At 55.4% G+C, this 18,525-nt stretch carries 16 protein-coding genes and 1 pseudogene; 10 read left to right on the top strand and 7 right to left on the bottom strand.

Annotated elements, in window-relative coordinates:
- Nucleotide 1: 1 nt before the first annotated feature.
- The gene (locus tag BW974_RS15465; protein ID WP_175609713.1) at nucleotides 2-994 is read right to left on the bottom strand and encodes an ABC transporter substrate-binding protein; all 993 of its coding nucleotides are present in this window, start codon (nucleotides 992-994) and stop codon (nucleotides 2-4) included.
- A 250-nt stretch (nucleotides 995-1,244) separates the two neighbouring features.
- Complete coding sequence (locus BW974_RS15460) at nucleotides 1,245-2,408, bottom strand: pyridoxal phosphate-dependent aminotransferase (RefSeq protein WP_076431155.1); 1,164 nt, start codon at nucleotides 2,406-2,408, stop codon at nucleotides 1,245-1,247.
- Between the two features lie 375 nt (nucleotides 2,409-2,783).
- Here BW974_RS15460 and BW974_RS15455 point away from each other — a divergent pair, with 375 nt between their 5' ends.
- The 4 genes from BW974_RS15455 (at nucleotide 2,784) to BW974_RS15430 (ending at nucleotide 7,943) form a co-directional block, all read left to right on the top strand.
- Complete coding sequence (locus tag BW974_RS15455) at nucleotides 2,784-3,500, top strand: helix-turn-helix domain-containing protein (protein WP_076431154.1); 717 nt, start codon at nucleotides 2,784-2,786, stop codon at nucleotides 3,498-3,500.
- 116 nt (nucleotides 3,501-3,616) lie between these two features.
- A complete protein-coding gene (locus BW974_RS15450) occupies nucleotides 3,617-5,455 on the top strand; it encodes an L-aspartate oxidase (RefSeq protein ID WP_084186318.1) in 1,839 nt (612 codons plus the stop codon).
- A 195-nt stretch (nucleotides 5,456-5,650) separates the two neighbouring features.
- Nucleotides 5,651-6,127, top strand: coding sequence for an SWIM zinc finger family protein (locus BW974_RS15440; RefSeq protein WP_245800129.1), 477 nt, complete (start codon nucleotides 5,651-5,653; stop codon nucleotides 6,125-6,127).
- Nucleotides 6,128-6,743: 616 nt separating this feature from the next.
- Entirely contained in the window at nucleotides 6,744-7,943 is a 1,200-nt protein-coding gene (locus BW974_RS15430; RefSeq protein ID WP_076431151.1) for an AI-2E family transporter, read from the top strand.
- Between the two features lie 252 nt (nucleotides 7,944-8,195).
- On the opposite strand, the gene psmA is transcribed toward BW974_RS15430, so the two are convergent.
- Nucleotides 8,196-8,930 (bottom strand): archaeal proteasome endopeptidase complex subunit alpha, encoded by a 735-nt coding sequence (psmA, locus tag BW974_RS15425; protein WP_076431150.1) that lies wholly within the window; start codon nucleotides 8,928-8,930, stop codon nucleotides 8,196-8,198.
- A gap of 663 nt (nucleotides 8,931-9,593) precedes the next feature.
- On the opposite strand from psmA, the gene BW974_RS15420 reads away from it, so the two are divergent.
- Nucleotides 9,594-9,956: a hypothetical protein gene (locus tag BW974_RS15420; RefSeq protein WP_076431149.1), complete on the top strand. Its 363-nt coding sequence runs from the start codon at nucleotides 9,594-9,596 to the stop codon at nucleotides 9,954-9,956.
- A gap of 42 nt (nucleotides 9,957-9,998) precedes the next feature.
- Here BW974_RS15420 and BW974_RS25775 read toward each other — a convergent pair whose 3' ends face one another.
- Both BW974_RS25775 and BW974_RS15415 read right to left on the bottom strand, forming a co-directional pair.
- Entirely contained in the window at nucleotides 9,999-10,139 is a 141-nt protein-coding gene (locus BW974_RS25775) for a hypothetical protein (protein ID WP_175609712.1), read from the bottom strand.
- A gap of 3 nt (nucleotides 10,140-10,142) precedes the next feature.
- A complete protein-coding gene (locus BW974_RS15415) occupies nucleotides 10,143-10,592 on the bottom strand; it encodes a DUF2243 domain-containing protein (RefSeq protein ID WP_076431148.1) in 450 nt (149 codons plus the stop codon).
- Nucleotides 10,593-10,878: 286 nt separating this feature from the next.
- Between BW974_RS15415 and BW974_RS15410 the strand changes: the two genes are divergently transcribed.
- Both BW974_RS15410 and BW974_RS15405 read left to right on the top strand, forming a co-directional pair.
- Nucleotides 10,879-12,066: an AGE family epimerase/isomerase gene (locus tag BW974_RS15410; protein WP_076431147.1), complete on the top strand. Its 1,188-nt coding sequence runs from the start codon at nucleotides 10,879-10,881 to the stop codon at nucleotides 12,064-12,066.
- 154 nt (nucleotides 12,067-12,220) lie between these two features.
- The gene (locus tag BW974_RS15405) at nucleotides 12,221-13,231 is read left to right on the top strand and encodes a DMT family transporter (RefSeq protein ID WP_076431146.1); all 1,011 of its coding nucleotides are present in this window, start codon (nucleotides 12,221-12,223) and stop codon (nucleotides 13,229-13,231) included.
- 294 nt (nucleotides 13,232-13,525) lie between these two features.
- On the opposite strand, the pseudogene BW974_RS15400 reads toward BW974_RS15405, so the two are convergent.
- Nucleotides 13,526-13,684 (bottom strand): annotated as a pseudogene (locus tag BW974_RS15400) (geranylgeranylglyceryl/heptaprenylglyceryl phosphate synthase); the annotation flags it as partial.
- A gap of 20 nt (nucleotides 13,685-13,704) precedes the next feature.
- Nucleotides 13,705-15,993, bottom strand: a complete 2,289-nt coding sequence (locus BW974_RS15395) for a glucosidase family protein (protein WP_076431145.1) — start codon at nucleotides 15,991-15,993, stop codon at nucleotides 13,705-13,707.
- A gap of 187 nt (nucleotides 15,994-16,180) precedes the next feature.
- Here BW974_RS15395 and BW974_RS15390 point away from each other — a divergent pair, with 187 nt between their 5' ends.
- Genes BW974_RS15390 through BW974_RS15380 form a run of 3 tightly spaced genes read left to right on the top strand, consistent with a single transcriptional unit; the run spans nucleotide 16,181 to nucleotide 18,520 of the window.
- Complete coding sequence (locus BW974_RS15390) at nucleotides 16,181-16,876, top strand: hypothetical protein (RefSeq protein ID WP_076431144.1); 696 nt, start codon at nucleotides 16,181-16,183, stop codon at nucleotides 16,874-16,876.
- A complete protein-coding gene (locus BW974_RS15385; protein WP_076431143.1) occupies nucleotides 16,873-17,322 on the top strand; it encodes a hypothetical protein in 450 nt (149 codons plus the stop codon). The genes BW974_RS15390 and BW974_RS15385 overlap by 4 nt, the downstream gene beginning before the upstream one ends.
- 58 nt (nucleotides 17,323-17,380) lie before the next feature.
- Nucleotides 17,381-18,520: an ABC transporter ATP-binding protein gene (locus BW974_RS15380; RefSeq protein ID WP_076431142.1), complete on the top strand. Its 1,140-nt coding sequence runs from the start codon at nucleotides 17,381-17,383 to the stop codon at nucleotides 18,518-18,520.
- Nucleotides 18,521-18,525: the final 5 nt, after the last annotated feature.

The following is an 18,525-nucleotide window of genomic DNA, read 5'->3' as shown; positions in this document are numbered from 1 at the left end:
ATCAGGCCGATTTCACTGCCGTCCAAATCTCGCTATATTTGTCCCGCACTTTCTGGCTCAACTGCTTCTGGAAGACGAGCTTCCAACTGTCCGGCCAGTTCGTGAATTCACGTTGCTTTTTGGACAGTTGGTTGTCGATGTTCACGGCAGGCATGTAGCCCATCTCGGTAAAGAGCTTCGCTGCGTGCTTTTGTTGGGATGCCCAGTTGATGAACTGGAGACTTGCCATCGGGTGCGATGCTCCCTTGGGAATCACGAATAAGTCACTGGTGAATAGCGCGCCCTCTTTCGGGGCAGTGTAGTTCACCGGTGCGTTTTCGTTGAATTTCGCAGAGTAGGTACGCCCCATAGTTAGAGGACCGGCAACGACCTCTTCGTTGACGAACATGCTCATCCCCTGTTGGTAGTCACCCCAGTAGGTTTTCAAGAGCGGCTTTTGCTGCTTGAGCACTTCTTCAATTTCCTTGAAATCGCCCGGGTTGATCGGGTCTTGGCCCGTGTAGAGCGCAGCGATTTGGCAGGAAACGGTACTGTTGTCCCACATCGTGATTTTTCCCTTGTTCGCATCATCCCACAGAACATCCCACGACGATGGGGCCTTGTCGAAGTGATTCGTGTTGTACGTCAGTGGATAGAGGACGATGCTTTCCGGAACGCCGTACGTTTTCCCTTCTTTTTGATATGTCCCGACGTTTTTGACACGCTCGGTAATGTTTTTCCAAGACGGCATCTTCTCAACCGGCAGTGGATAAAGGAAGTCGTTCTCGATAGAACGTTCGACCCAGTTCGCCGTCGCCGAAATGTTATCTATCTCTGCGTTCCCGCCCTGTAACTTCGAGTACCATTGGTTCGGACTCGAAAACCCACTGTTCGTGACGGTGACGTCGAATTCCTTGCCAAAGGCGTTTTTCGCGTAAGTCGCCCAGTCGTCGTACCAGTTCCACATAACGAGTTTATTCTCTAAATCCTGTGGTGGCCAAGATTCGATATCCATGGGCGCTTTACCTGACCCACCGTTGTTGCCACCGAGACACCCCGAAACTGTCGATAGGCTCCCAGCAGCACCGGCACCGGCTGCTTTTATGAACGTTCGCCTTCCAATCGTGTGATTGTCTAGCATATACACATCGTCAGAGAGTACTCACTTATACTGTCCGGTAAGGGTAAGTTTTCCAATCAATTGTTCGTCGTATTCAGAAAATTTTCATCAAATAACTTCACTGTTTTTGACTGGTCTTTTCTAGTCACCACCAGCGATGATCTGCGAGTTGGTTCACTGCTTGCGTCAGCGTTTCCTCGTTTCGAGAGAAAGTAAACCGAATCCAATCCGCTGATCCATCTGTGTAGAAGCTACTTCCCGGGACGGTTGCCACACCTGCTCGTTGGATGAGTTTTTTCGCGAATGCGACATCGTCATCGTCGGTATTGTACCGCACCATCATATAGTACGCGCCGTCGGGTTTTACGGGATTCAATCCGACATCACAGAGGCCGTCGTAAAGGAGTTCCCGCCGCTCACGGTACGAATCACTGAGTTCGGAATAATACTCCTCCGGAAGCGAATACGCTTCGACACCCGCGACTTGAAACGGCGTGGGGGCACAGATGCTCGTATAGTCGTGAATCTTCCGGAGTTCACGAGATAGCGGCTCCGGTGCGAGTGCGATACCGACTCGCCACCCCGTGACGCTGTACGTCTTCGACAGGCCAGTGCAGACTATCGTTCGATCGGCGAGATCGCCGACTTCGACTGGACTTACGTAATCACTGTCGAAGACGATGTGCTCATAAATTTCGTCAGTGACGACGATCAGATTCTCGTCTGCGGCTACGTCGGCGATGATTTCTAACTCCGTGCGACTGAATACCTTCCCAGTCGGATTTTGTGGCGTGTTCAGGATGAGGAGGGACGCATCTTCTGCCGCGTTCTGTAACTCCTCTGCATCGAGCATCAAGTCCTCCGTTATATCGAGCGGGACGCCTTCTGCACCGGCGAAATTGATTGCAGGAATGTAACTCTCGTATGTCGGTTCGAAATAGAGCACCTTGTCTCCATCCCCGCAAAAAGCTAACAGTGCGGACATTACCGCTTCGCTGGTGCCACAGGTAATCGTCACTTCCGTCTCCGAATCATACTGAACACCCTTCCAGTCGTAATATTTCTCGCTAATTTGTTGGCGCAACTCCGGTAGTCCCCACGTAATCGTATACTGACTGTTCGATACAATCGCCTGCTGTGCCGCTTCTTTTACTCGCTTCGGTGTCTCATCCTCGTCTGGGATTCCTTGCGAGAGATTGATCGCCCCTGCTGCGAGGGCTTCCCTCGTCATCTCCCGGATCACCGATTCGTTTACGCTTTTTGTGCGACTCCCTTCGAACTGCAAACCTTGCTTGTCTGTGTCTACCATGGATGCGTTTTTGAGGGCACGTATATCAATCTATTATAGAAAATTTATAATTGGACAGTCTTCACTTACCGATAATGTTTGTTGAGTGTCGATGTTCGATGCGATTTTGCCGGGCACGACCACTCGACGCTGGTCGATACAACAAAAGCACAGAACCCGTTCGGCTGGACACCTGAGTGGAGTTGGCGACAACTGGGATGATAGCACAGAAACGCGCGGATGCAACGACTGACAATATTCCGAAACATAGACACTCTCCTCGACTTAGTGCTGACCCATGCGAAGGAAGGACAAGTAGTTGCTTGCTCGGCAGGGTCTAGCGTACCGTTCTGAATCAGCGACAAGAGTTAGTTTCTATGACTCGATAATCATCATATGACGTTGGCTGGTACAGAGCTCATATATTTGACTGTCGACATATGGCATCCAGACTGCTGGACTCTTCATGCCACGAAAGCGGTCGATGCAGGTTTACTTGGATATGAGATGACACTACAGAGCGGTGAATTCGCCGACCGATTTAGGCTGTATCGCGCATATGGCGACTCACGGGGCGCTGTGGAGCAACTCATCGAAGCCATCGACAAAACGGATCTGACCAAGGATGTAATCGTTTTAGCGCCGTCGACTTCCCCTGATTCACGGGCTTTCGGACCAATCACGCAGGACATTTTAGTCGAGTTCGATCCAGTACCCGGTATGCGAGATGCCTTCACCAACCGTGGATTCATGCACTATGGTCCGTCACAGCACGAAGAGGGCCGGGAACGCCGATCTCTTCTCACGATCTCCGACCGAAACACGGTATATCAAGCGCTCAAAGACATAGAAGAGTCTTACGACGCTGATCTCGATATTGAACGATTCACCACTACTCATACACCAGCCGGGCTACAAGACCTGCCGAACGACGGACTATCTCCTCGGCAGCGAGAAGCCTTTCAGCTAGCGCGGGCACGTGGTTACTACGAATATCCACGAGGCATTACCGCACAAGAGCTTGCGGATGAATTTGGGGTTTCACGAACCACGTTCATCGAACACCTCCGCAAGGCGGAACGCGAACTCCTCACTGGAATCGAATTCCAGTAATCGCCGGGCAAATCGGCGTCAGTTTCGACGTACGTCAGCCGGTGTTGGCCTCGGATTTGACCCGTCATAGTGAGGTGACTACCCCATGATTCTACACCGGTAACTAGTAGATACCAATGGAAAATACCGACCAGCAGTTGAATTTGTCCCACTCCTCGAATTCAACTGTTCTGAACCACCAACCAAGTGAAAATCGGTCACAGACAAGCCCTGCTCTCGATTACGAACGCGTCTCTGTTCCGGTATTGATTATCGGAGCCGGGGCGGCAGGTGCCAGGACTGCCATCGAACTAGCTAAACACGATGTGGTACCGCTGGTGATCGGAAAGCGCAATTATGGCGATGCTCACACAACTTTGGCTGCCGGCGGAATCAACGCTGCCCTCGGGAACCGCGACCCCGAAGATAATTGGGGAATTCATGCCGCGGATACGTTGAAAGAAGGTCATTTTATCACCGACCCAGACGGCGTTGAGATAGTCACGAGAGCGATGCCCGATCGGATTCGAGAACTCGTGGAGTGGGGAATGCCGTTCAATCGAACCGAAGATGGGGAAATCGAACAGCGGTACTTCGGTGCCCAGTCGTTCCGCCGAACGTGTTTTGTCGGCGATCGGACTGGCGAGGCCATGCTTGAAACGCTAATTTCGAAAGCCAAAGAGCTGGAAATACCCTACCGGGAGAACGTGATGATCACGAAGCTCCTCTCGGATGGAGAGCGTGTTTATGGTGCCGTCGGCTACGACATGAACGACGGTCACTTTCTCCGCTTCGAGGCGCACGCGGTTGTGCTCGCAGCAGGTGGCTACTCAGGGCTCTACAACCGCCACTCTTCGCGTACCGATGAGAACAACGGCGACGGCGCAGCGCTCGCGTACGATGCTGGCGCGCGCTTGATGGATGTCGAATTCGTCCAGTTTCATCCAACTGGCATGATGGGAGATCGCTACGGGGAAGAGTGGGACGGTCGGCTCGTCACCGAAGCAGTTCGGGGCGAAGGTGGGCGGCTATTCAACGCCGACGGCGAGCGATTCATGGAAAAATACTCGCCCGAACAGATGGAACTTGACGCTCGCGACGTAGTGGCTCGAGCGATCGCTCAGGAGGTCCGCGAGGGCAGGGGCACCGAAAACGGTGGTGTCTACCTCGATATATCCCACAAAGATCGAGCGTTTCTCCAGGAACGACTGCCCCGGATGTACGAGCGCTTTGCAGAGCTAAACGTGGATTTGGCAGAAGCGCCGGTAGAAGTCGCCCCCACCGCCCACTATGCGATGGGTGGAGTCGAAGTCGACTTCGAGACTGGAGCGACCGCCGTCGAGAACCTCTATGCCGTCGGCGAGGTCATTGCGGGAATCCACGGAGCGAACCGCCTTGGAGGCAACTCTCTCGCAGAGACTGTCGTGCTCGGAAAGGTTGTTGGCGGTCACCTTGCAGGTGAGTCATACACCGGTACTCCAAAACTACCAGAGTCACAGCAACGCGCAGCTGACGAACACTTCCGAGATCTCGAAGCGCTCAGCGGCGAGGGGAGCGATGATCCCCAAGAAGTTCTTCAAGCGCTCGGTGATGTTTTGGAAGAGACTGCGGGCATCATCCGAACAGAGGAAGACACGAACAAAGGTCTCGAACGTCTCGAAGCGCTGCGAGATAAGGCGAACGACCTCATCGTCGGCGGACGAACCAACCGCTCGTTTGAGTACGCAATCGACCTTGGGTTCTCGTTGACTGTTGCCGAGATGGTTCTCAAAGGTGCCCGTGAGCGTACCGAATCGCGCGGCGCTCACTTCCGGTCGGATTATCCGGAGCAAAGTGAAGGTTGGCGAAAGAATATCACTTACAGACAGACCGAGGCAGGTATGCTGCTCGATACGACGACCCCCGGTAAGCCTTCAGAAACGGTCCGTCAAGCACTCGACGCGGGTTACGAATTGGAGTATCATCAACTCGAGTAGCGACATATGCCTCGTATCCATATATTGTCTTCAATCTCGCCCGTTGTATGCGGTTTGAATGGTTCCATGATTTTGAGCACATCCGCAGGCTTCCGTTCCTGAACGAACTCGCCTCTCTCTTCGTTCACCTCGAAGTCACCAATCAGAGCCACGAGAATCCCGCTGAACACCAATACGTCGTTACCGCTGGACGAGGTGACCGACGAACTGATTGCCTGTACGTGCCCACACCACCTTCACCGCGGTGCGTTCTGCAAACACATGGCCGCCGTCGAGAACGCGAACGACGACTTGGAAGACGAGGTCGAATATTGGCGAAGCCGGACGGCACAGTATATTTTCCAGCAAGAGATTCTGAATGTCTTTGCCGAATACGACCTCGATACACTGGTGTATCCAGATGTCCAAGTGATTCCGCCGCTGGAGAGCGAAATTCGAGAGGGCAAATATGAGACGATGACGTTCCCGACAGATACCCTCATCGCATCTCAGTCGTTGTGCCCTGCAATGTCAGTGCCTGCGGGGTTCACGGATGACGGTTTGCCGGTCGGTATTGAATTCCTTGGAAGGCCCTATGATGAACCAACGTTGCTCCAATTTGGCCACTCGTTCGAGCAAGCAACCCATCACCGACGGCCACCAGAGACCACGCCACCCCTTTCGAACAAGTAAACAATGGTGGTTCCAAAATAATCCAGTTGACAATTCAAATTCTGCATGATTTGCTATACAAAACATTGGCCGATATTTGAAATATAAGCCAACGACAAGTTAATCGTACCAATCATGACCAAGAGCCGGACGGTATCACATTTACACCCACGTAGATGGCTTACGACACAGGTGGACGCAATTCAGTGCGACCGTCCGGCACTAACTTATTCACGCCTGACAGTCCCACGAGTTCGGTGACGCAGACCACGACGCAACGTATACCCGATGGATGGACTGTCTCGACACTTCGCAGCACTGCGAACGCTTTACCGAACCCAAGTGGTGGCTTGTGTGTGAGGACTGCGGCGGTCGGATTGCCCGCTATCGACGCTCGAAGACGGTACGTATTCCGACGACTGCTGTTGTAGCAAGTGCGGCAGGTCGCTTCGCGTCGAGGACAACGGTTCTAATCAAATTCTGTTGGAGTAGTTTTCGCGACAAAGAATGAACACGATACGGATTTTTGGGCGACACCACTTCTCAAAAAGTACTCTTCGAGACACCCTCACCTTGCTCGAATGATAGCACGTTGGCCACAACAGTTTGCAGGGGGGAGCACTCTATCTACAGAAAAATGGTAGACGTTAATTTTGAGTCCCTTCCTAGTCGTGCTCGAACTGGTTGGTGGCTGTTCATCCTTCTCCTCGCTCTCGTCGCAGGATTTATCGCCTATTCGTTCGTCGGAATGCTCGTCCTCGGTGTGTTCGGTTACTACGCAACCCGACCAATCTACCGAAAGCTCAGCGTTATTACAGACTCTGACGGGATAATAGCGGCATTAACACTCCTCGTAGTGTTTCTCCCGATCTTCACGGTCGCTCTCTATGCCGGGTTCAAAATAGTCACATGGGTACAGCAGTTGTTCGGCACCACTTCTGACTCGACGCTCTTGGTAAAATACCTCGGAGCACTTTCGAATGAACAACGACAGGCAGTAGTATCGGCGATTCAAAACCCTAATCAGTTCGTTACGAAACCACAGCAGACGTTGCAAACAGTTTTCGATGCCGGACTAATGGTCACATCTGGCGTCATCGGTGCAATAATGCTTATCGCGCTGGCGGTGACACTCTCGTACTTCCTACTGAAAAACGACGATCAGCTCTCCGCTGGCATACGCCAACTGTTCGGCGGAAGCGAGACGACGGCATATGCCTACGCCGTGGCCGTCGATGAGGATTTGGAATCCGTCTTCTTCGGCAACCTGCTCTTCATTGTTAGCATGTCCATCATTGCGTCGGTTGCTTACTGGGGAACCAACCTCGTCGCACCGGGGTCCCTCCGAATCCCTATGGTGTTTGTCCTTGCGTTTCTCACTGGCGTAGCGAGCCTCATTCCGATAGTGGTTGGAAAAATCGTCTACTTACCAGTTGTTGGCTATCTCGCCATCCAAGCCATGAATTCGAACGGCGATCACTTTGCTTTCGTGGGCGGCGTACTCGTCGTTTACTTCCTCCTCCTTGACACACTTCCCCAGACGTTTCTCCAGCCGTACATCACCGGGCGCCAACTCGATATGGTCATGATGATGTTTGCCTATCTGTTAGGCCCGATACTGTTTGGATGGTATGGGTTTTTTCTGCTCCCGATTCTGTTCATCTTGATTCTCGAAGCAATTCGTATCGTGCTTCCCGAACTCCTCCATGGCGAGGCGCTGACGCCAACTGTCTCGATGGGCGAATCGGTCGGAACCAACCCACGTTCGACAACGGAGCAACTTCCGCCAGACAATGGGGAAGCGACAGGTGACAGTGCGGACACGGACGTCGAATGACGGCGTTTCGATGAAAGAGATGGCAAGAAGATCCAGCAACGACAAGCAGTAGATACAAGGAGGATTTTCGCGAGTTACAGTGTTTTGCGTGAATCTGCTCTATCGCTTTTGTTCAGGTTGTAAATATGCGCTAGTTAGCAGCTCATACTAACGACAAACAATCTTCGAGAATCTTCTCTCACATGCTGTCCAAAAACTCGTGGGAAAAGGCTTGAGGGAAGTTGTGTTTTCGGAATGATCTACCGGCTGCGCTCACTCATCGGGTGTCGAAAGATCACGAAGCTGGTCTGCAACTGTTTCCTCATTTAGCTTCTCGTACTGGTTTGAATCAGTGTCGATGGTTGCAACACTGACGTCCGTTGCCGAGAGCGCATCGTCTTTCACGCTTTCAAGAGCCCGGAGAACGGCGCGAATGCCGTTCTCAAGCGATAGATTGGCCCTATACTGCTCTTCGAGAGTGGCTTGCAGGTCATCACTCCTCGCACCAATTGCAGTGGCCCTCCACTCGGACGCTGTTCCTGCCGGAGTTACTTCGAAGAGACGGGGCTCGTCTTCGTCGATACCACCAACAAGAAGTCCAACCCCAAACGGCCGTGTGCCGCCTTTCTGGGTATATTCTTGAATATCATCACAGACTGCAGTGGTGAGCGTATCGACACTAATTGGTTGATCATAGCGCCACTGTTCAACTTGTGCATGCTGACGTGCTTTGTCGACCAATTGGCGAGCGTCAGCAGCATGGCCCGCAGATGCAACCCCAATATGATTGTCCGTCTTGTGGAGCTTTTCGACCGACGATGGTTCCATCAGCGCTGATCGGGTGTTGATTTCGGCTGCGAGCACCACACCATCAGTCGTCCGAATGCCGACACAGGCACTGCCCCGTTTGACCGCTTCGCGAGCGTATTCTACTTGGTAGAGTCGGCCGTCCGGGGAGAAAATTGACGTGCCACGGTCGTATGCTTGCTGTTGATTTTGTCCTTGCATAGTGTTGTATTGAGCGCTCGGCTCTCGTTACGACCCATTAGTGTGGGCTTTGTAAAGGAGTTTTGTTGACTTGACGAAGGAAGTGGCAAAAAATATATCTTTCGACCCCACAACTGTCCTCTGGGCCGCTGTTGAGAAATCGTTATCTGACCGGTGGACAGTCGGACTACGATCATCGGGGAAGCAACTAGCAACGGGACCATCGTTCAGTTCTGCTTACAATTTGTGGTCGAAGAACGAGCGACCAAAGCGCGATTCCCACTCTCCATTGAAGCCGTATAAGAAGCACTGCTGTCAAACGGTATTCTGACGGACAAGCATCTAGCGAAATATCGCTCTCGGCTCACCAGAAGAGACAGTCGAGTCCGAGAGAACAGTAGTTAGTGAAAGCAGCTAACTCATCATCGTAGTAATCATTATCGTACGAATGTTCTCCGACCGAGACGACGAACTCGACGCGCTCAGAACTGAACACGAACGCGACCACTGCTGTCTGTATGCGCGACGTCCTCTAGTTCTGTCATAATGTCTCGAACACGAACAAAATGCCCGACAGACACATTTTCCTCAACGGCGTTCCCTTGACTGGGGGGAATACAGTGAAACGATACGAAAGGCGCAGCAGTACGAGCGCATGGCCACCAATCGGGGGAGGCAGATAGCATGGGCATTGTCGATACGATTATCATCTTCGCCGTTAGCTTACTCGTCGGTGGATTCGGCATCTACGTCGGCGCGCGGGTGGCAACCGACCGTTCGGGGAGCTTCTCACGCGCTCTCATTACCGCACTCATCGGTGCGATAGTGTGGGGAATCATCAGCTTCTTCGTCGGATGGATACCCATCCTCGGTGCGCTTCTGGCGCTCGTCGTGTGGGTCGGCGTCATCAACTGGCGGTATCCCGGCGGATGGGGGACGGCAGCCATCATCGGTCTGGTTGCGTGGTTCGCGGCCGCAATCGTGCTGTACGTTCTCGCACTGGTGGACATCGTCGCCTCCGGTGCGCTCGGAATTCCGGGCATCTGAACCGGTCTTCCGCCAAATCACCTATTTTCCACGTATTGCCACTCACAGCCGTTCGAGTAGGCGGTCACCCATTACGACTCCCGCGCCGATAACGAGCCAGAGGCCGAGAACCGAGACGAACAGCACCAACCAGTGTGGTATCGGTGGTGATGCGACTCCGTGAAGCGGGACGAACTGAAACATCGTCTACCCGCCCTCTCCCATTTTCTCGACGGCGGTTCGTGTCCCCGTCCGATAGATGTAGACGCCAGCGACGATGATGAGCAGGCTCACCACGATCCAGTGAGGGTTGTAGTAGCCGCCTTGCGACAGCGGTTGGTGTAGACCAAGGATAGCGTGGTCGACGATGGCATCGTAGAGGTCGAACACGCCGAGTCCGATGACCGCAGCCCCTATCAATGGCCGCACGGCGAGCGGAACGTCAGTACGGCGCTCCGATTGCCACAGGAGGCCTCCGCCGATGCACATGATGGTCAGCATCGCAATCGAGAACAGGCCGTCCGCACGGATGTTCGTTCGGAGGCCATCGAGCGTGTTCATCGGATAGATTCCGGAAAGGAGATGATGCCACTGAAGGACGTGATGCAATACTAAAACGTCGATAAGGCCACTGAATCCGAATCCGACAATCCCCATTGCGAGGAGCGCCCGTCGAGTGACACCATCGACGGTCTCTCGTGGCTGGCCGACAGCGGAGTTGACTTTATTGTTCACAGGCGTGAGGTTCACACGCCACCTGACTTCGCCAATTGGCCTGTATATGCAGGTGCTTCTTGCGTCCGGGAAGTCATGCGTTCGGAAAGTCGGGTTGCTCGTTGCAGTCTGTCGGCGCACGCTTCAACTCGCACCAACGGACAAAACTTTGCTCGACAGGTCGAAACGACCATCCAGAACACCGCGTTCACGACATGAACCAGAGAATATGACATCATCGAACTATCGAAGTCCATGGGTACTCAGACAGCAGATGCACCGCGTGTTGAACTTCTACTACCCCGACTGTATCGACACCCGATACGGCGGTTACATCGCCCAACTCGATGAACGAGATGGATTCGTCTACGACGGGCAAACGAAACACCTCGTCGCAACGGCGAGGGCGGTTCACAATTTTAGCGTCGGTGCCCTCATCGACGGGCCAGTGTGGTGCGAGACGGCGGCAGAACACGGGCTTCACTTCCTCTCGAATCACCACTGGAACGATGAGAACGAAGGCTACGATTGGATACTCGACGGACGAGAGACTGCGGACGCCACCTGGTTCTGCTACGGCCACGCGTTCGTCCTTCTTGCGAGTGCACGGGCGGTTGAGGCGGGAATTTCGGGGGCCAACGCCGAACTGGAACGCGCATTCCGTGTAATCGACGACCGATTTTGGGAACCGGAACACGGCCTATGCGCCGACCAGTCGGATGGCCGATGGGACACTATCGCCTCGTATCGCGGACAGAACGCGAACATGCACACCTGCGAGGCGCTCATCGCGGCATACGAGGCGACCGACGAAGAGCAGTATCTGGAACGTGCCTACACGATTGTCGAGGCGCTCGTCAAGCGCCTCGGCGCCGAAACCGAGGGCAGAATCTGGGAACATTACGACCGCGACTGGAACCGCGACATGGCGTACAACGAAGACGAACCCCGACACCAGTTCCGACCGTGGGGATATCAACCGGGACATCACTTAGAGTGGGCGAAACTCCTCTCGATTCTTGCGACGTACCGGCCCGAATCGTGGCTGTTGCCGACCGCAACGAGCCTCTTCGATATCGCCATCGAGGACGGCTGGGACGACGAACACGGCGGTTTCTACTACACTGTGGATGGGGACGGGCAACCCATCATCGCTGATAAGTACGGATGGGCAGTCGCTGAAGCCATCGGTGCCGCGGCCCTGCTCGGGCGAACGGACGAGCAGTACCTCGATTGGTACGACCGACTCTGGGAATACGCCGAGCACCATGTCATCAATCCGTCGTTTGGAAACTGGTACGAGCGGCTCACCGAAACGCACGAGCGTGATGACCCGAACCACGGAGTCGAGGTGGAACCCGGTTACCACCCGCTCACCAACGCGTACGTCGCGCTGGGCGTCTTCGGAAAGCACTGACACGGTTCCGCTCCCCGATGATGAGGCGGAACGAGGCGTATTTGGTACGGCGAATTGCAGACAGTACCGCGACTCGGTGAAGGAAGAAGGGGGAATTTTTCGATATCGTTCTTTCCCGCAGCATCGTTAAGCGCTCACCTGACGTATGCTTCCTATGGGTGCAGAACACGGTCGGAACCGAAGCGAGATCGAACCGACGGCCGGCCGCCGAACCCTTCTGCTGTTCATCGTCACTTCACTGACGTTCGGGACTGCGTTCGTCGGCATCAAGGCCGGGTTGGTCGATATTCCACCGATACTGTTCGCCGGGTTGCGGTACGACATCGGTGCGGCCGTCCTTCTCGCATACGTCTACTGGCGAGGCGGTTATTGGCGGCCACGCACCCGTGGTGACCTGATAGCGATTGCTGTTGCCGGATTCTTCCTGTCGGGCTTAAACGCCGTCCTTCTCTTTTCGGGTCAGCAGTATCTCACCACTGGAACCGCCGCCGTCATATTCAGTCTCGTTCCCGTCTTAGCGCCACTGTTCGCCCTCGTCCTATTACCCGACGAACGTATCGACATCGTCGGAATGGTCGGTATTCTACTCGGATTCGTCGGCGTGGCGATTATCGTGGGAATACAGTCGCTGTCCACGAGCGGGGATTCGACAGTTCTCGGTGTCGCGCTGGTCGGGGGTGCCGCGGTCGCAGCAGCGTTCGGAAGCGTTCTTCTGAGTCGAACCGACCGTTCAATACCGGGGTTAGGTATGACGACGTGGGCGCTCGTGCTGGCCGCTGGATTAGTTCATGCTATCAGCGTGCTGATGGGCGAATCGCCGATGGACGTTACGCCAACACGCAGCGCGCTCGTCGCCGTCTTTTGGGTCGGGATTCCCGCGACGGCCATCGCCTTCCCCGCTTACTACGGTCTCATCGACCGTGCCGGGCCAGTCCGAGCGAACCTCATCAGCTATACGGTTCCGCTCGTTGCGACGGGCGTGGGCGCTGTCGTCCTCGGCGAGATAATTCCCATCCGAACGGTCTACGGCTTCTTGGTCATCGTCGTCGGCTTTGCTTTGGTCGAGCGACACAATCTCCGGGACGAAATTCGGCGGTTCAGAGGGCTACCTGTCCCACCTGAACAGGATGACGAGCACCTTTGTGAGTCCGCTCCGCGGGGATAACTCGAAAAAGGTACCGAACCCCGAATACGCAAGTTTCCGTTCATCCACGCATCCGACAGCACTCGGGAATTATTCAGTGTTATTACGATATTTAAACGGCTGCCCTCGTAAGCGGAGCTAGCGCTTTCCGATGCAAATAGAAGCGTTCGCCGTATTGTCGGGCTCTATTACGATCATGATTCGCATTGCCCTCGTCGCATTGGATACTCTCCGAAAGGATGCGTTCGATGCGGAATTCGATTGGTTTCCGGGGAAGCGGTTCGACCCTTACCGCCTCGACGAGAGATAGATTACGAGTGTGCCGGGGGATTCGAGATGGACGATATCCTGACCAAGGAGGTGTTCGGCAATCTCGGCATACGCGGCAACAGCTGCTGCAGTGAGGTCGCGGTTGGTTTGGGTGTTCGTTGCGACGGCCGAGGCTGGATTCAGAACGATGTACGCTTCGGAGTAGATGTGTTGAAGGTGGTAAACTAGAAATCAACTCGAATCGTCGTTTGCCCGGATGGAAGTTCGATATTTTTAACCTCATCAAACGACTGATATCGTCGTTTCCCGATTCGAATCGAGTCCACTCGCCCGTTTACTGCAGGAAGGTTAAAATCGAGCGTCCAGCCCGCGTCTTCGATTTCGAATTGTAGAACGACGCTCTCGTCGTCCTGTTCGATATGATACTGGGCAGTCGTTTTCCCGAGCGAGATGTCGGAGATAGTGAGATGGTTCCACTCGTCCGGGAGTGTCGGCGAAATCATCAGGGATTGACTCCCCGCAGAGGGACGAATCCCTGCGATGTGTTCGACCAGAACCCTCCCGAAGCCGTAGGCCGTCCACGCTTGAACGGCACAGCCGAAATCGGGGAGCATCTCGCTTATCGACCCTGGCATGTGGAGCGGTTCCGTCTTAGCCATCCGGTCGAGATAGTCGATGGCGGCATCGACACGACCGTATTCTGCCTCCGCGACCGCCATAACTCCCGTCGATATCGTCATGAAGTTCTCGTTGCCGGTGCCGGAGAGCTTCAGCCCCCATTCGCCGCTGAATTCGTCAGATTCCAACCGGTTCAGCGCGCTCGTCGCTCGGGCTTCAGGTGCCAGTCCGACTTCGAGCGGCGTCGTGACGACCCACTGCTTGAACTGCCACGCTTCGTCGTCGGGTTCTCCCGCTTCGATTGCCTCCCTCGCCCGTGCCTCGATTCGGTCGCACCACGCCAAACCGCGTTCGTTTCCGCTTTCTTCCATCTGCCATCGAATGTCGTCGAGATGGTTCAGCATCTCCTCCGGCGTCCCGACCATGTCGCGGTACATTTCCTCTCCTTCGGCCCAAAAGAACGGTTCGACGGCTGACTCCACCTCCGAGGCGAACGAATGGCTCCACGAAGCGGTTTCCTCGTCACCGACTGCAGTCGCCAGTCGCTTTAGCGCGCGGAGACCGTCCAACCCATACACCGCCGAATCGATGAGTTCGAGGTTCAGGCCTTTCACCTCCATAATTCCGTACCCCTCCGGACGCCCGTCGGTGTCGTCGTCACGCTCCTCGAACAGGTAGCGCATCGCCTTCCGACACGCCGGGTAGAGTTCTTCGAGGAACTGTTCGTCGCCCGTCCACCGGTACGTGTCGTACACCGCCCGGACGAAGTGGGGCGTTTCCTGCGTGTTGCCGGGGTTGAACACCGCCCCGTTCGTACTCGCTTCGTGGATGATTCTGCCGTTTCCGTTTTCGCGCTCGGAGAGGGTCGCGAGCGTCCGCAGGGTTTCTTTCGCTTGTTCGTGGTACCCCATCGGAAGCGCGCCCTGAACTGTGTATGCGCCGTCGGTGCCGAACCACCACGGATAGGTCGGCAACCCCGCTCCGAACCCTTCACCGACCCCCGGAACGTCCCGCCGAAGCATATCGAGATTGAGTTTGACCCACGAGTAGATGTCGTCGAGATATTCGTCCGGCGACCGAATCGATGCCTGATTTTCCAGCTTCTCGTACCGCTCGCGTTTTTCGGCGACGAGAGTCGTCGCGTTCGATTGGAGGTGCGAAAGGCGGTCGAGTGCATCCTCGACGCCGCTGTTGGAGCCTGCAATCGAAACCGTCACCGAGGCACGTTCGTCGGGAGCGAGAGAAACGGAAGTCGCCAGTTCCCCCGAAACCCCGTCCCCGGCGGTTCGTTCCGGTCCCCACAGATCACGTCCGGTTCGAATGTCGGTAATATCCGTCGAAGCACCGACCGCGACCGCCCACGGGTTGTCGCGGTCGGATGCAACGAACAGTTCGTCACGGATGTCGCCCTCGTCGGGCGCATCCGAGAGGCCGACTTCGTCCGAAAGCCACGCCGGGAGAAGGTCGCTTCGCGCCAAAAATCGCAGGTTCAAATCCAGTTCCCGACCGCTCTCGTTTTCGAACTCGTATTCGACCAGCAATCCCGTCGTGTCGTCCGGGACGACGCTTCGTTGTTCGACCCGAACGGCGGGTGCATCGAGCGAATAGCGGTGGACGGTTCCGATACCCCGATTTTCGAATCGCTCGGCGTCGGTGAGCCACGTCCCGTTTTCCCCGTCCGAAACCCGCAACCAGAAACCGTCGAGAAGTTTGATTGGATGCGCCCACAGGCCGCCCATCTCGTCTTCAACGTGGTGTCCGATGTCCGGGAACGTGCCGTTTTGACTGCCGACGAGATACGCGCGGTTGCCGGTACAGGCGTAGATGTCGTCGAGGTCGTCGGTTTTCGTCGCACGCTTCGGAAACGAGTCAAACGCGGCGCGGATGTCGGACATGTCGTGTGTCGAAGTCGAGCGTGGTAAAATAGATTGCCCCTACACTACTCTCGTAGTAACGTATTGCGCTTTGCCGCTAATCGGTCGAGAGAGCGCCTTTCAGGGCCATATAACTGGTGCAGACGGACACCATTTTTCGCCCGGCAACCGGGACGCTTTTCGGGGTTGCCTACGGATTGGGTGGCAGATGACTGCCGGACTCGATGCGTCTCGGTTAGACCCGTTGGCTACCGTCGCCGCGTTCGTCCGCGTGACGTACACGAATCTGGTGACGGTTGCCGCCCTGAGCATCGTTTTCACCCTCGTCTCGATTCCGGTCGTGACGGCCGGCGCCGCCGTCGTCGCACTCATCGAGTCGGTAACCGTCCTCGTGGAGGAGGAATCAGACGGCGGAAAGGTCGGTGAGCGAGAAAGCGTTCAACGCTTTCTCGCCACGTTTCGGGAGAATTTGCTGGTCGGCGTTCCGCTGAGTGTACTCCTCGCGGGCAGTGTCGGCGGAACCGTTCTGTACACGTTGCTCGCCACTATCCGAACCAATTTATTGTTTCTTTTCGGAATCGTCGTCGGTGGCTACGTCACCGTTCTCGCCGTTCTCGTCGTGTTTCGTGCGGCGACGCTCGTAGTTCGAGGGACGGCGACTGACTCGTTTTCATCGGTCTCCGCGCTCCGCAACGCCACCTATCACCTGTTCGATGCCCCGTGGTTTTCCGTCCTTCAGGCCGTATTCGCCGCGATACTCATCGGCATCTGTCTCGTAACGCAAATCGGCGTCGTCCTCGTCCTGCCCGGCATGATTGCGGTTTTGGAGGTCGTTTCGTTCGAGGAACGAAGCGGAGAGGGCGCGAAACGAATCGTCCGCGGCTATCGGGGTGAGATTCGATGAACAACAGGAAGCGGTATCTCATTGGGGCAATCGTAATGGGCGTCCTCGCCGTGCTCGGTGGAAACCATCCCGTAGCGGTTCTCCCAATCTTCCTCGGTGCCTTCCTCCCGGAACTGGACGCGGGACGCGAGTCCACCCATCGGTCGTGGGTATTTCACACGTTCCTCGTTCCGGCGCTGGTCTACAAATCAGGTCGCATGGTCGGCCTATTCGAATCCGTTCCGATGTCGCTGACTGTCGTCAACTTCGTTGCTCTCGGGTTGCTCGTTCACTTCGTGATAGATTTCGTCTTTCCCCGAATGCAAGACCATGATGGGGCCTCGTGGCCGGTTCGGCCGACTGTCCTTTCCGAGCCATGGGGGTTGATTTTTCTCGGGTGTGCGTGGACTGTCCAGTGGTTTTGGTATCTGGTTCCGGAGTTCCTCCCGTGGCTCGTCGGGCTGTAGCTCCGCTACTACCCCAGTAGTAATACTTTAGGTGCTCGGATTCGAGGGAACATGTAACATGGCAACGCTTGAATTGGACGAGGCGACGAAACTCTTTCAGGAGGACGACGACCCGGTGGTTGCCGTCGATGAGATTTCGCTCGACATCGAGGACAGCGAGTTCATCGTGCTGGTCGGCCCCTCCGGTTGTGGAAAAAGTACGACTCTCCGTCTCATCGCCGGATTGGAGACGATATCCTCGGGAACCGTCGCAATCGACGATGCGGTCATCAACGACGAGAAGCCGAAAGACCGGAACATTGCAATGGTGTTCCAAAACTACGCGCTCTACCCACAGAAGACCGTCAGCGAGAACATGAGTTTCGGTCTCGAAATGGCGACGGATTTATCCGCCGACGAAATCAAAGAGCGCGTCGAATCGACCGCCGAAATGCTCGGCATCGGCGACCTCCTCAACCGAAAGCCCAACGCACTCTCCGGCGGACAGAAACAGCGTGTCGCACTCGGACGCGCCATCGTCCGCGACCCGAAGGTGTTCCTGATGGACGAACCGCTCTCGAATCTGGACGCCAAGCTGCGGACGAAGATGCGAACCGAGATTCAGGAGTTACAGAAGGAGTTGGGCGTGACGACGGTGTACGTCACACACGACCAGACGGAGGCCATGACGATGGGCGACCGCATTGTCATCCTCAAGGACGGAAAGCTGCAGCAGGTCGGGACGCCTCTCGAATGTTACTACGAACCAACGAACATCTTCGTCGCCGGGTTCATCGGTTCTCCCAGCATGAACTTCTCCACGCTAGTTTTCTCCGAGGGAATCGGACAGTCCGACGACGTCCACTATTCCTTCTCGTCCGAACACGCCGCGGAAATCCGAAAAGAAAGCGAAAGCGAGCGCATAACGCTCGGCATCCGTCCGGAGGACATCGAACTCGCCAGTGGACAGGGCGAACACACCGTCGAATCGACCGTCAACGTCATCGAACCGATGGGCAAGGAGACCTATGTTCACTTCGAACTGGACGGTGAAGAGATGGTCGCCGCGATTGCGGGCAACCTCCATTTCGACGCCGGAGATACGATTTACCTTCGTTTCCCCGAGGAGAAGATTCACGTCTTCGATTCTGAAACGGGAAGGACCATCTTCAATTGCGAAAAGACTGATGCGTCGGCGAATGAAGTCAACTATAACTAGCGGCG

It is taken from the genome of Haladaptatus litoreus (assembly GCF_900156425.1).
Lineage (GTDB): Archaea > Halobacteriota > Halobacteria > Halobacteriales > Haladaptataceae > Haladaptatus > Haladaptatus litoreus.
Note: the sequence above shows the minus strand (reverse complement) of the source record. Positions and strands in the feature narration are given on the sequence as shown.

Coding starts and splice junctions, on each gene's coding strand:
- BW974_RS15465 (WP_175609713.1), bottom strand. CDS start 994: ATGGATATCGAATCTTGGCCACCACAGGATTTAGAGAATAAACTCGTT.
- BW974_RS15460 (WP_076431155.1), bottom strand. CDS start 2,408: ATGGTAGACACAGACAAGCAAGGTTTGCAGTTCGAAGGGAGTCGCACA.
- BW974_RS15455 (WP_076431154.1), top strand. CDS start 2,784: ATGACGTTGGCTGGTACAGAGCTCATATATTTGACTGTCGACATATGG.
- BW974_RS15450 (WP_084186318.1), top strand. CDS start 3,617: ATGGAAAATACCGACCAGCAGTTGAATTTGTCCCACTCCTCGAATTCA.
- BW974_RS15430 (WP_076431151.1), top strand. CDS start 6,744: ATGGTAGACGTTAATTTTGAGTCCCTTCCTAGTCGTGCTCGAACTGGT.
- psmA (WP_076431150.1), bottom strand. CDS start 8,930: ATGCAAGGACAAAATCAACAGCAAGCATACGACCGTGGCACGTCAATT.
- BW974_RS15420 (WP_076431149.1), top strand. CDS start 9,594: ATGGGCATTGTCGATACGATTATCATCTTCGCCGTTAGCTTACTCGTC.
- BW974_RS25775 (WP_175609712.1), bottom strand. CDS start 10,139: ATGTTTCAGTTCGTCCCGCTTCACGGAGTCGCATCACCACCGATACCA.
- BW974_RS15415 (WP_076431148.1), bottom strand. CDS start 10,592: ATGGGGATTGTCGGATTCGGATTCAGTGGCCTTATCGACGTTTTAGTA.
- BW974_RS15410 (WP_076431147.1), top strand. CDS start 10,879: ATGACATCATCGAACTATCGAAGTCCATGGGTACTCAGACAGCAGATG.
- BW974_RS15405 (WP_076431146.1), top strand. CDS start 12,221: ATGGGTGCAGAACACGGTCGGAACCGAAGCGAGATCGAACCGACGGCC.
- BW974_RS15395 (WP_076431145.1), bottom strand. CDS start 15,993: ATGTCCGACATCCGCGCCGCGTTTGACTCGTTTCCGAAGCGTGCGACG.
- BW974_RS15390 (WP_076431144.1), top strand. CDS start 16,181: ATGACTGCCGGACTCGATGCGTCTCGGTTAGACCCGTTGGCTACCGTC.
- BW974_RS15385 (WP_076431143.1), top strand. CDS start 16,873: ATGAACAACAGGAAGCGGTATCTCATTGGGGCAATCGTAATGGGCGTC.
- BW974_RS15380 (WP_076431142.1), top strand. CDS start 17,381: ATGGCAACGCTTGAATTGGACGAGGCGACGAAACTCTTTCAGGAGGAC.